This window comes from Bradyrhizobium sp. NC92 (assembly GCF_025200865.1).
Taxonomy (GTDB): domain Bacteria; phylum Pseudomonadota; class Alphaproteobacteria; order Rhizobiales; family Xanthobacteraceae; genus Bradyrhizobium.
Window position 1 is genome coordinate 7030407 of the sequence record NZ_CP104171.1, and the last position, 12772, is coordinate 7043178.

General features: G+C 60.3%; 10 protein-coding genes and 1 pseudogene. 6 read left to right on the plus strand and 5 right to left on the minus strand.

Annotated elements, in window-relative coordinates:
- Positions 1-265: 265 nt before the first annotated feature.
- Together N2602_RS32840 and N2602_RS32845 are read left to right on the plus strand one after the other, a co-directional pair.
- The gene (locus N2602_RS32840; RefSeq protein WP_260380707.1) at positions 266-1501 is read left to right on the plus strand and encodes an acyl-CoA dehydrogenase family protein; all 1236 of its coding nucleotides are present in this window, start codon (positions 266-268) and stop codon (positions 1499-1501) included.
- 156 nt (positions 1502-1657) lie between these two features.
- Entirely contained in the window at positions 1658-2716 is a 1059-nt protein-coding gene (locus N2602_RS32845) for a phosphotransferase family protein (RefSeq protein WP_260380708.1), read from the plus strand.
- A gap of 142 nt (positions 2717-2858) precedes the next feature.
- Here N2602_RS32845 and N2602_RS32850 read toward each other — a convergent pair whose 3' ends face one another.
- Positions 2859-3656, minus strand: a complete 798-nt coding sequence (locus N2602_RS32850) for a formyltransferase family protein (RefSeq protein WP_260380709.1) — start codon at positions 3654-3656, stop codon at positions 2859-2861.
- A gap of 374 nt (positions 3657-4030) precedes the next feature.
- Here N2602_RS32850 and N2602_RS32855 point away from each other — a divergent pair, with 374 nt between their 5' ends.
- From N2602_RS32855 to N2602_RS32870, 4 genes and pseudogenes are all read left to right on the plus strand, one after another.
- On the plus strand, positions 4031-5161 hold the full coding sequence (locus tag N2602_RS32855) for an ABC transporter ATP-binding protein (RefSeq protein ID WP_260380710.1): 1131 nt from the start codon (positions 4031-4033) through the stop codon (positions 5159-5161).
- Positions 5162-5163: 2 nt separating this feature from the next.
- Positions 5164-6030 carry an ABC transporter permease gene (locus N2602_RS32860; protein WP_260380711.1) on the plus strand — a complete coding sequence of 289 codons (867 nt, stop codon included), beginning with the start codon at positions 5164-5166 and terminating at the stop codon, positions 6028-6030.
- Between the two features lie 55 nt (positions 6031-6085).
- The gene (locus N2602_RS32865) at positions 6086-6889 is read left to right on the plus strand and encodes an ABC transporter permease (protein WP_260380712.1); all 804 of its coding nucleotides are present in this window, start codon (positions 6086-6088) and stop codon (positions 6887-6889) included.
- A gap of 163 nt (positions 6890-7052) precedes the next feature.
- Positions 7053-7607, plus strand: a pseudogene (locus tag N2602_RS32870) (transposase); the annotation flags it as partial.
- Between the two features lie 812 nt (positions 7608-8419).
- On the opposite strand, the gene N2602_RS32875 reads toward N2602_RS32870, so the two are convergent.
- The 4 genes from N2602_RS32875 to N2602_RS32890 form a co-directional block, all read right to left on the minus strand.
- Positions 8420-9175, minus strand: coding sequence for an SDR family NAD(P)-dependent oxidoreductase (locus N2602_RS32875; RefSeq protein ID WP_247355695.1), 756 nt, complete (start codon positions 9173-9175; stop codon positions 8420-8422).
- Positions 9172-10227 carry an ABC transporter substrate-binding protein gene (locus N2602_RS32880; protein ID WP_260380713.1) on the minus strand — a complete coding sequence of 352 codons (1056 nt, stop codon included), beginning with the start codon at positions 10225-10227 and terminating at the stop codon, positions 9172-9174. The genes N2602_RS32875 and N2602_RS32880 overlap by 4 nt, the downstream gene beginning before the upstream one ends.
- Positions 10217-11740, minus strand: coding sequence for an MmgE/PrpD family protein (locus N2602_RS32885; protein ID WP_260380714.1), 1524 nt, complete (start codon positions 11738-11740; stop codon positions 10217-10219). The genes N2602_RS32880 and N2602_RS32885 overlap by 11 nt, the downstream gene beginning before the upstream one ends.
- Positions 11741-11838: 98 nt before the next feature.
- Positions 11839-12564 (minus strand): hypothetical protein, encoded by a 726-nt coding sequence (locus N2602_RS32890; protein ID WP_260380715.1) that lies wholly within the window; start codon positions 12562-12564, stop codon positions 11839-11841.
- Between the last annotated feature and the right edge of the window lie 208 nt (positions 12565-12772).

Consider the following 12772-nt stretch of genomic DNA (forward strand, 5'->3'; position numbering starts at 1 on the left):
CCGCGCGATGTATAGGTGACCAGAAGTGATCGCGCACTGGCCAAAGGTCGGTGTAGCGGATGTCTTCGCCACGGTGTCCAAGTGACGGTCTGTAGTGCCCTTACTATGCTCGCTTGAACGACAAAAGCGATTTGGTATCTCAGCCGGGGTCGTGGGCGTTCTTTAGTGTATGTCCATTTGGCAACTCTTGGTGAGTATAGATTTGTCGGCTAGGGAAAGAATGGAGAACAACACCGCGGGCCGAATTCTCGTTCAGGAGGCTCTTATGGATTTCACTATCTCGCCCAGGCAGAAGGAATGGCTCGACCGCGTGCGGTCCTTCATGGCCAAGCACGTGCGCCCGGCGGTGCCGATCTACGATCAGCAGGACAAGAGCGGCGACCGCTGGAAGGTGATCCCGGTCCTCGAGGACCTCAAGAAGAAGGCGAAGGCCGAAGGCCTCTGGAACATGTTCATGCCGCCGAGCGAGCATGAGGACGACGAATTCCGCGGCGCGGGACTGACCAATCTCGAATACGCGCTGTTGTCGGAAGAGATGGGCCGCATCACCTGGGCCTCGGAAGTGTTCAACTGTTCCGCGCCCGACACCGGCAACATGGAAGTGTTCATCCGCTACGGCACCAAGGAGCAGAAGCGGAAATGGCTGCGTCCGCTGATGGACGGTGAGATCCGCTCCGCCTTCCTGATGACGGAACCTGCGGTCTCCTCGTCGGACGCCACCAACATCGAGACCCGCATCGAGCGCGACGGCGACCATTACGTCATCAACGGTCGCAAATGGTGGTCCTCCGGCGTCGGCGATCCCCGCTGCAAGATCGCGATCCTGATGGGCAAGACCGATTTCAAGGCGGCCAAGCACCAGCAGCAGTCGCAGATCCTGGTTCCGCTCGACACCCCTGGCATCAAGGTCGAGAAGATGCTGCCGGTGTTCGGCTTCGACGACGCGCCGCACGGCCATGCCCAGGTGCTGCTCGAGAACGTGCGCGTGCCGAAGGAGAACATCCTGCTCGGCGAAGGCCGCGGCTTCGAGATCGCGCAGGGCCGGCTAGGTCCGGGCCGTATCCATCACTGCATGCGCACCATCGGCAAGGCCGAGGAGGCACTGGAGAAGATGGTGAAGCGGCTCGCCTCGCGCACCGCGTTCGGCAAGAGGATCGTCGAGCACAGCGTGTGGGAGCAGCGCATCGGCGAGGCGCGTACCAACATCGAGATGACGCGTCTTCTGTGCCTCAAGGCGGCCGACATGATGGACAAGGTCGGCAACAAGACCGCGCAGGCCGAGATTGCCATGATCAAGGTTGCCGCGCCCAACATGGCGCTGAAGATCATCGACGAGGCGATCCAGGCCTTTGGTGGTGCGGGCGTGTCGGACGAAGCGGGCCTTGCCAAGGACTACGCCCACATCCGCACGCTCCGTCTCGCCGACGGTCCGGACGAGGTGCACAACCGCGCCATTGCCAGGCTCGAGCTTCGGAAGTATGCAAACTCTTCCACGCACTAAAACAGGGGGAGGTCTGCGTGCTCCCCGTACTGTCATTCCGGGGCGATGCCTAAGCATCGAGCTACGGTGCGCAGTTGCGCACCTGAGGATCTCGAGATTCCGGGTTCGCGCTTTGCGCGCCCGGGATGGCGGAAAAAGAGAAGAGGGAGCGTCATCGTGGCCGACGGCGTCAGAAAGGACGAAGAATTCTCGGGCACAAAGCCGGTCGAGGAGCGCCATCGTTTCGACGAGATACGCCTGGAAGCCTGGATGCGCGAGCACGTCGAAGGCTATGAGGGCCCGCTGGTCGTTCTGCAGTTCAAGGGCGGCCAGTCCAATCCGACCTATCGGCTGAACACGCCGAACCGCTCCTACGTGATGCGCCGCAAGCCGTTCGGCAAGCTGCTGCCCTCCGCGCACGCGGTCGACCGCGAGTATCGCGTCATTGTGGCCCTTGGAAAACAGGGTTTCCCGGTCGCGCGCGCCTATGCGCTGTGCCAGGACGACAGCGTCATCGGCGCGGCCTTCTACATCATGTCGATGGAGGAGGGCCGCGTGTTCTGGGATCCGACGCTGCCGAGCCAGGATGGCGATGCGCGCCGAAAGATCTTCACCAGCAAGATCGAGACGCTGGCCAAGCTCCATATGTTCGATCCCAACGCCCTCGGCCTCGGCGATTTCGGCAAGCCCGGCAACTACTTTGCCCGGCAGATCGACCGCTGGACCAAGCAGTACCGGGCGTCCGAGACCCAGCACATTCCGGAGTTCGAGAAGGTCGCCGAATGGCTGCCAAAGACGGTGCCGGAGCAGGCGCGCGTCTCGATCGTCCACGGCGACTATCGCCTCGACAACATGATTTTCCACCCGACGGAACCGCGCGTGAAGGCGGTGCTCGATTGGGAGCTGTCGACGCTCGGCGATCCCATGGCCGACTTCACCTATCTCTTGATGCAGTGGATCATGCCGGGCCTGGAGGGGACCGACCTCAAGGCGCTCAACATCCCGCCCCTGGAAAAGGCCGCGCAGATCTATTGCAACGTCACCCAGATGAGTGTGCCCGATCTCAACTGGTATTTCGCCTACAATTTGTTCCGTCTCGCCGGCATCACCCAGGGCATCGCCGGCCGCGTCCGCGACGGCACCGCCGCCAATGCCAGGGCGCCGGAGTCAGCCAAGCGCGCCGTACCGCTGTCAAAGGCCTCATGGGAATACGCGCAGAAGGCCGGCGCGGCATAGAGGACGCTGCCTAACAATGCCACTGTCGCTTGTCCGCAAAGCGCAAGCTATGCACAATTGAGGCGAGATCGTCCTATGTTGGCGAAGCGTCGTGGTAAGAGGGCGAGCCCAGAAACACGAGAGCTTCTCGTCGCGTTCGAACCTAAGCCTCGGAATCGCTACCGGAATGAATGCCCAACCCTCCATTTGCCTGAACCCGTTCAACGAGCCACTTGGGTGGCGTGATGCGTGGAGGAAGAAACAGGGCACGGTAAAGCTGGTTGAGTTGTTCGGCGCTGCGAGGAATGTCCGCCGAATCCAAGAGCTCGGACATCATGCGCTTGGAATAGAAGCGCGGCTCGCGCTTACCCTCAGCTATTAACGCGGCCTGAGATTGACTTGTAACGGATCCATCTAGTAGGCGCAGCCAGACCTCACAGAAAAGCGCGTATGCATAATGTTGGGCTCTGGTTTCTAGAGAGAGAGCAGTCTCTGACGGCATCACGGGGAACTGTAACTCACCGATAATATCGCCCCTATCAGCCAGCTCGGAAAGGTAATGAACGGTCACTCCGAAGCTCTTGTCGTTATTGAGTATGGCATGCGTCCGCGTAAAACTGCCGCGATACTGGGGTAATGGAGCCGGATGGAGATTAATTCCTCCTTGAACAAAACGCGCAAGAGTATGAGCGGAGAAGATCTTGGGCCAAATCACGCTAACAAGAAAGCTTCCGTGGCAGGAAATGTCGTCGATTGACTCGAAATAGGGTATTCCATATCGGTCTGCGACTTCCCAAAGCTCTTCGGCGGTTTCGGCGCTCCACCACGTTTTCTCGTTTCGGTTTGCACCGAGAATTGCCGAGACTGCACCTTTTCCGCAGGTTTCAATGATAAACAAAATGCAACGGGTTGCGAGTCCCCTGGTGCCAACAAATACCACCCCCTTTTCTATAATGGACATTCCGGACCTCATCTCCTGCTGAACAGCGATGATTGGGCAATCCCGTAGTCAGCACGCCGGCCGACGTCGCAAGATGCATCACAAACTTCCTCCTCTTCGGGAAGCTTGCAACCGTATGATCAACTTAGTTCGCATCATCCGACGAGACCATAAACTACCATCTCTAGCAGCTTGAAAAGCCTCGATGGCAGGGGCACACTCGTTCTCTCAACACATTGTCCCAGCGAGCGCGGTTGCGATCCGTGCGGTTGCCGGCGAGCGTGAAACCCCATTTTGAATGATACACCAAACGACAAAAACGCAGACCTAGCCTGCTGGACTCAGTCTGTCACGGTTCCAAGTGCTGTCCGGCATCACTCAAGATCGTCAGGTAGATGTTGAGCAGCGTGTACTCCCGGGTCTCCAGCCAAGTGCCCATCGATAGCGGGACGATTACGTTTCGCGGCATCACCAAGCGATTCGGCTCGGTCGTTGCCGTTGATGGGATCAACTTGGAGATTCGGGCTGGCGAGTTCCTCTCGCTTCTAGGCCCATCCGGTTCGGGTAAGACCACATTGTTGATGATGATGGCCGGATTCGAGACGCCAACGTCTGGTTCTATCACCGTGGGCGGGCGAGACATCACGCACGTCGCGCCTAATCAGCGCGCAATCGGTATGGTGTTCCAGCACTACGCCCTTTTTCCGCACATGACCGTCGCCCAGAACGTTGCCTTTCCACTCAGAATGCGCGGCGTGCTCAAAAAGGAAATTGGCCCCCGCGTCGAGCGCGCGCTCGCGCTCGTACGCCTGCAACACTATGATGCCCGGATGCCAAGCCAGCTCTCCGGCGGTCAGCAGCAGCGCGTCGCGGTGGCGCGCGCGCTGGTAGTTGAGCCACCGGTGTTGCTGATGGACGAACCGCTCAGCGCGCTCGACAAGAAGCTGCGCGAGGAAGTGCAGATCGAGATCAAGAAGCTACATGAGAGGCTCGGGATCACGATCATCTACGTGACCCATGACCAGGAAGAGGCGCTGGCGATGTCCGATCGCATTGCCGTGATGGACAAAGGTAAAATCCAACAGGTCGGTAGCCCAACAGCGCTCTACCATGCCCCCAACAGCGGCTTCGTCGCCGACTTCATAGGCAAGATGAACTTCCTCAACGGTTACGTGCAGGCGATCGAGGGAGCTCGACTGTATGTCCTTGTCGCTGGCCACATCCTCGGAATCCCGCGATCGCAGCTCGCGCCCGGAACAGCGCTTGTTACGGGGCAGCCAATTCGGATCGCCGCGCGTCCCGAAAGCATCGCTGTTACCGAGATCTCTGCCGGCTCGATTTGCGGCGAAATCGAGACGTCCGTCTTCCTAGGCTCGCAGCGCAAGCTGATTGTGCGAACCGATGACGGAACGCAGCTTCAAATTCTGACACCGTCTGACTCTCGCGCCTACAATGAGCCGAGGCACGGCCTGGTTCATTTCACAATCGATGCGGCAGCCGTCCGCCTGTTTCCGCGCGAGGTCTGAGCATGGAGTTCTCAGCCAATACCTCGTCGGACAAATCGCACGCCTGGCAGCTTTCGCGTGGCCTGTCGCTCGGTTTCGCTTTGCCGCTTGTTTTGCTGCTCGGTTTCGCTTTCCTCCTGCCCATCGGCAAACTGCTTCTGGGCAGCGTCTTCGCGCCGAGGGCCACGGCCGAGCACTATCTTAGGATCGCGCAGGAGCCGATCTTTTTGCGCATCCTTCTGCGAACGGTCCGGACTGCGGCGGTCGTGACGATCTCTGCCGTCATGCTCGGCTATCCGGTTGCAATCGTGATGGCGCGTCTGCAGGGACTCGCCGCCATGCTGGTCGGGGCCTGCGTTCTGGTGCCGCTCTGGACGAGCGTGCTGGTGCGTTCTTATGCCTGGATCGTGCTACTGCAGCGCCACGGGATCGTCAACAGTGCGCTCAAGAGTTGGGGGCTGATCGACCAGCCCCTCCGGCTGATCTACACTGAGGGCGCTGTCATCATAGCGATGACGCATGTGCTCCTACCCTACATGATCCTACCGACCTTCTCTTCAATTAAGTCCATCCCGCCGGAGCTCGATCGCGCTGCGCGCAATCTCGGTGCCAGTTCTTGGAGGAGCTTTGTTTCCGTCACACTCCCCCTCAGCTTGCCCGGACTCTATGCGGGCGCGATCATGGTATTCATTCTCTCGCTCGGCCTCTACATCACTCCGGCCTTGGTGGGCGGTCCGCAAAACCTGACCATCGCCACACTGATTGGCCAGCAGACGACCGATATGCTGAACTGGCCCTTCGCCGGAGCTCTTACCGGCCTGCTGCTGGCGGTCACGCTCGCGCTCGTCGGGGCGTTCAAGCGATTCCTGCGTTTCGGAAAGGGCTCCTGATATGCCGCTCACAGCCTCTACATTCTCCACGTATGGTGGGTCCGCCCGCACGAGGATGGGACGGATACGGTCCCTGCCGTTCGGACGGTGTCTTCTCAATCTTTTCGTTGCTCTCGTCTTGGCTTTCCTGCTGCTGCCCACTCTGCTCGTCGTACCGATGTCACTCGGCGAAGCTTCCTACATCCAATTCCCGCCAAAAGGCCTGACGCTAAAATGGTATCAGATCTATTTTGGCGACGGGGACTGGATGAACGCAACATGGTTCAGCCTGCGCATCGCACTGGCTACGACAGCGGCGGCAACCATTTTCGGGATGCTGGCGTCAATTGCCATCGTGCGTGGCAAGCTGCCGGGCGCACAGGCGATCCATGCGCTGACACTCGCACCGCTCATCGTCCCGCATATCGCGCTCGCGGTCGCACTGTATCTCGTGTTCGCGCCCCTCGGCCTCACCGGCAATTTCGTCGGGTTTGCCATTGCCCATACGATGTTGTCGGTGCCCTATATCCTGCTGACCGCGACGGCGGCGCTCCAGCGCATGGATCCCGCCCTCGAACTAGCGGCGCTCAACTGCGGCGCTTCGCGAGCCCAGAGCCTCGCCCATGTCGTAATGCCCAATATTGCTCCGGGCGTTGCGGCTGGCGCAGTCTTCGCCTTCCTCGCCTCTTTCGACGAAGCGACTGTCGCCTTCTTCATCTCGGGCATCGAAGGCAAGACGCTCACGCGGAAGCTTTTCGAGGACATCGACTACAACCTGACACCGGTCATTGCAGCCGCATCGACTGTCATGGTCGTCCTGTCGCTCGTTTTGATGGCCGGTGCCGAGTGGCTGCGCGCACGCAGTACGGCCTCGACGTAGAGTGCAACAAGCCCGACCCGCTCCACGGCGAATTGTACATCGCCAGAGGAGGTCCGCATGACCGGCAGAAAGCGATTTCAGGCGCGTTGACTGATCTGACATTACAATTTGCTTTTTGTTGAAAATTCTGAATCCATGGGTGACCATGATTCTGGATCTGATGATTGGTGCCGCGTCGGCTAAAGGGACGCTGACGCTGTGGGCTTCGTCGTCGCGAGAAACCAAGCAACGCATCCGTCTGGTGTTTACGCAGGACGCTCGCGGCGTCGGCGGGCACTTCTCGACGGACTGTTTGGCAACAAACAGCGCAAGACGGGTTGGATGCGGGCGGAAGTGGCCGACGATACAGGGCCGCGGCGCCAAGGGGTCGGGCGCTGTGGGATGCCGACGCGTTACGCGACATTGTGCGTGAGTTACGCGCTGGAAACGCTCGGCGATGAGAGCGCGATTCTGGTCATTGATGATCGGCTTCTTGAAACAGGGCAAGGCCTCGTGCGGGGTCGCACGCCAGTACACTGGCTCGGCGGGCAAGATCACCAACTGCCGAATCGGAGTATTCGCCGCCATGTGCGCGGCATGGCCATGCCTTCGCGCGCTGTGTGGATGGAGGAACCCGCTCGCCTCAAAAGCCGCGGATGTACCAAGCGATGTGGACTTTGCGACGAAGCCCAAGATCAGGCGTCGCATGATTGCTCGCGCGATTGCCGCCCTTTACCCGCCTCCGCAGCAGGGTTTCAATCTCGCCCGCCCATACAGGCTGTCCGTCGCGACGAAGGAGAACGGCATCTTGCGGAGGGACAGGCGGCGCGCCAGGCCTTCTTGGGAAGGCTCTGTGCGATCGCGGAGGCGCTGCCGGCGACAGGCTGCTGCTCGTCCAAGGAACGAAACATGTGTGTGATTGGAAGCAATGCCCAGAACATAGCCATCGAGATCGGCCAAGTGAAGATAGCCTCAGTCGTGTCAGCGTGGGCCCATTGCTGAACGACCTTTATCCCACCTGTGCGCAAAATCGTCGCGGCGTTTCGAACCATATGGCGGCCGATCGAGGGCCTGCGTTAACAACGGCACGAACGTGTGCCGCGAAGGAGCACGATGTTCGCGAGGGCTAAGAACCATCGAAAGCCTTTCGCGCTAACTTGAGAGATTTCTCGACCCCATGCTGCCAACCCTGCACGCCTCTTTCAGAGCTGGCACTGGTAATTTAAAGGCTTTGACATAGTGGCAGCGCCTGATGACGCGTTTGGCGGCGCGGTCTCCGGCTTCGTAATACCATGCGCCTATTGCTGCTGCCCCAGGGAGGACCGCGCGACGCCGCCTTTGCGCAGAAACCGACGATAAAATCGCTGGCTTATCGTGCGTTCGAACTCTCCCCTGCGAACTCCACTACATTGTAGAGTCAACGCCTTTATGGCCCGGGCCACAGAAGCGACGCCTGGCCGTTCCAAACAGGTGTGCCCTGTTCATCCGCTCTTCCTACTCCGATCGTCAAAGGGGCGCTCCTTCATTGGTACCCGAATGCCGACCGGCTCTTTAGCCCGGCTTGCCTCCGCCGACGCGCAGATAGGCGCCGGAGACGTAACTAGCCTGATCGGATAGAAGCCATGCGATCGCCTCTCCGATCTCCTCGGGCTCAGCGACGCGGCCGATTGGAATCTCGGCTGCGGCAGCTTCGAGCACGGCGGCACCGGGCATCTCAGTGCGGGTCGCGCCGGGACTCACCGTGTTGACGCGGATGCCTTCGCCCGCGAGCTCCTGGGATAGACCGAGGGTGAGGCAGTTCAGCGCGGCCTTCGAGACCGCATAGTGGATCTCGACATTGGGAGCGCCGCTTGTGGACAGCCCAGACGAGACGTTGACGATGGCGCCGCCCTGTCCGCCGCTCTGCAACGACATGCGCGGGATTGCTTCGCGGATGCAGGCCATCGCGCCGAAGAGGTTGACGTCGAAGACCCGCCGGACGACGGCATCGGGAACGTCGACGTAACGTCCGCGCATGCCTACGAGGCCCGCGCAGTTCACTAGTCCGCGCAGCCTCCCCAGCTCGGCGTCGCAGCGAGCGAACAGTTCTACGACGGCGCCTACATCGGTGACGTCTGCTTTGATAGCGGTCGCCCGTCCGCCTGACGCAACGATCCCTGCAACGAGGGCATGAGCCGCGTCGTCGGCAGCGACATAGTTCACCGCGACCGCCCAGCCGCGCTGCGCAAGCAAACGAGAGGCGGCCGCGCCGATCCCCCTGCTGCCTCCGGTCACGATAGCAACCGCGCGGCCTGCGTCCCCTGTCATTTGCTGAGCAGATCCATCACGCGGCGGGAGATCATCTCCTGATTATCGGCGATCCACTTCGCGTCCAATTCGATGGTTTTGCTCCAATTCTCCGGGTTGGTCGGCATCGAGCCCCACTCCGCCTCGCTAAGATATTCACGGACTGCGGCGCTGGGAGTTGCAACTCCGACGTCCTCAGTGAATGCCGCATGTTCCTTGGGGTTGTGCAGAAAGAAATTGAGAAAGCGATAGGCGGCATCGCGGTTGGGCGTATCGCGCACGATGCCCCAATACGTAATATTCTGAATCGACTGCTCATAGGAAAGCCGCAGCGGCACGCCTTGCGCGATAGATGGCACGACGCGGCTGACCCAAAGCAAGCCCATCACTGCGTCACCATCGCGCAACGCAGCCTGGCTCTGCTCGCCCGTGCTCCACCAAACAGAGACATGTGGTTTAATCTCCTCCAGCTTGCGGAGGGCACGCTCGACGTCCAGTGGGAACAACTGTTTCTGTGGAACACCGTCGGCGAGGAGGGCGACGATCAGCAACCACGGATGGGCTGAGGGCGTGCTCGGCAGGGTTCGCGGACCTGGAAAGGTCTTCAGATCCCAGAAATCGAACCAATTCGTTGGCTCCTTCCCCTTGAACTGCGTCGTGTTCCAGGTCAGCACCCCCGCTCCGATGCTTCGCAACACGCCATGTGGAGTGCAGGTGTTGGGCAGTTGGGTCTCCTTGGCGATGGGTATCCGGGCGCAATCGATCGGCTCGAGCAGTTCCTGATAGCGACTAATCAAATCCTCTGGAAAGGCGGTCACCACATCCCATTCGATGCTTCGGGCCTGCCGCATGGCCGCGAGGCGGGCCCACTGCGACCCCAGGCTTGCGCCGACTGGCGCGATGCGGATTGCGGTTCGGATCGTGAAAGGCTGATAGAAGTGTCGCTCCAGAGCTCGCTCAAAGGTCCCGCCGCTGGTGACAACGACCAAAGGCCGCTGCTGCTCTTGGCAGCCGACGCCAAACACCATCAACGGCGCCGAGAAGATTGCCGCAAGCCTCAGCCTACCGTTCATCGGACCGCCCCTGTTTAGCGCGGTTGCTCTCGCGCCGGCTAGGCTGTGCCAGCGCGGCAATCTCACGCGCGCTTGTTGTCTCGATATCTAACACAGCATCGAGAAGCCGTTGCGACTGAGGGCCGCCAAGACTTGGCTCCACCAACACATGGAACTTGCGCGCGATCTCATCAGGCCCGAAAGGCGGCCCCCCCGGCGCTCCCCCCGGAATCTCTGCATAGCCTTCGCGAACGGATCCATCGGTCAGCATAACCTTCAACCTGAACGGCAGCAGCGACCGCCCGAAGAAAGCGTCGTCCGCACCCGACAGGAGCGAAAGAGAAACCTTCGCCGCCAGACCCCGCGCTTGCGGCTCTTCAAGCGCGCTTTCGACCAGACCCCCGGCAGAGGACCGCCCCAGCAGCTCGAGCGCGATCAGCAGGGGAAGATGAAACTGCGCTTCGATGATTGTATCCGGCCACTTCCCGGCGAAGTCGCGCACGATTTCCCCAAAGGTTGCGACCTCGATGCGAGCAACTTTTGCCGGTTCAATCGGCTGTTCGGCGGCCAGTGTGCGAAGGACATCCAGCGCCGGATGCACCCAGCGACAGCAGCCGTAGGGCTTGCAGCCGACCTGCATCAGTCGGAACTCGGAGCCCAGCGCTCGAGTCATTTCAACGTTATCATACTGGTCCGATCCCGCCATACGCCAGAAGCCGGTCTCGCCATCGAAGATGTCGCGGCTTCCGGCAAAGCCGCGCGCGGCGAGCGACCCGGCCGTGACCGCACCTATCGTTGCCCAACTGTAATTGTTCTTCAGCCACGGCATCGGGCGGCCGTGAAACTTCCGCAGGAAGGGCACCGGCGCGTGCTGGGCCGTGAGGCCGAAGACATCGCGTGTTGCTGCGGGCGACAGACGATGAAGGCGCGCGACCGCGCTGGCTGCACCATAGATCTGCCAAGTGGCAAGGCCGAGAACAGCGGCGGCGCGCTCCGGCGAAGGCCGGATTGCAGTCCCCAATCGCAAGGACATCTCGTAACCTGCGATGATTGCCACCAGCAGTTCGCTGCCAGGCCGATCGAGCTCTTCGGCCACCGCGATCGCACCAGGGATCACCGACGTTCCCGGATGGCCCAATCTGACTAGGGAATCGTCGAAGCTCAGCAGTGTCGCCGCGTAGGCGTTGACGGCGGCCGCCTGCGGAGCAGGCAGACGCGTCGATCGGCCGAGCACCGCTGCCGTAGGCCTGCCCCCATTGCTTTCTTGATACTCGAGGAAGCTGGCCGCTATGCCCGTCTGGCTGCCAGCGATGGCGCAGGCGACATTGTCCGCAACAAGCCATTTCGCCCGCGCTATGACGTCTGGGGGCAGGTCCTCGTATCTGATCCTTGATACATAGTCTGCGACCTGTGCCGTCACACAGCTTCCCGTTACAGGCTTCGCACCGGGATCGGACGCGTCATCCAGGAGACCAATCGCCCTCACCCGTCCAGAAGTCGGGATTTCGGTCGATAGATGATGCTGCTGTATCAAGGGCAGTCTCCATGCTGATCCAAGGTTGCTTCCTTGGCGGGGATAGCATCGGCACGCTCGCAGCCCCTAGAACGCTGCTCCTCTGGGGCTGGACAAGGTTAGTTAACATGCTGGGCGCGAAGCGGCGGCGATACGCCTGATGCCCATTTGTCGTGACCATCGATTAAGCTTCTCATCTCCTCACCGGTGCTCCAGAAAAGCCAATCGTCGTCCACAATATCCTCCGCTACAAGCCGCAGGACTGACCCACTAGGTTCAGCGTGCGGTACATCGTAGACGCGTTTGTCTATCGACCAGCGCCCGGCAAGTCCGCACCGAAAGTCAGGAGCCCACATCGCGAGGGTCACACCCACCATTATTCTCGTCATAATCTTCGTTATGCCTTGCCCCCTGAAATCGGATCGCACCCAAAGGTCTCCGTGAAGAGCCACCTTTCCGGTGATCCGCCATGCGCTTGGTGCCTTGCAGATGCAGCGATCCTGCGGATGTGCATGTTTGGCTGGGTCTGCATAAAAGAACTTGAGGGATTGGAGATGTTCGGCAAGGTTGCTCTGCGACAGGTCATATAGGCGCGCTGCCGCAACAAGAACCACTTCATTATTCTTATCTACCCCCACCAGCCAGTATCCCTCGCCTGCTTTGATCGGCGAGCGGTCCGGCCGAAAAATTGGGTATGTCTTTCCTTTCGTTGGAGTAGCCTCTGTTATCGAGACATACTCATGAAAGTCGAATCCAACCGAAAGATTGATGCCCTTTTGAATGGCTGCCTCGTCGTAGGAGTGAATGAACCGTGAGACGTGCAAGGAGTTGACCAAGCCTTTCATCGCTATACGTGTCTCCTGTCCGCGTGTGCCGTGCGGTAGGTGACAATAGCTGATTGGGGGGCGTCGGGAGACTACCTACTCTGGGGGGACGAAGTTTGGATCGGCGTGCTAGCCTCTCGAACACAGGCCGCAGCATCTCTTCGAGCCGCCGCACAGTGCGTAAAAATGGGTTCGGCGGATGCAGCCCCCCACTCCCAACATCAGATCT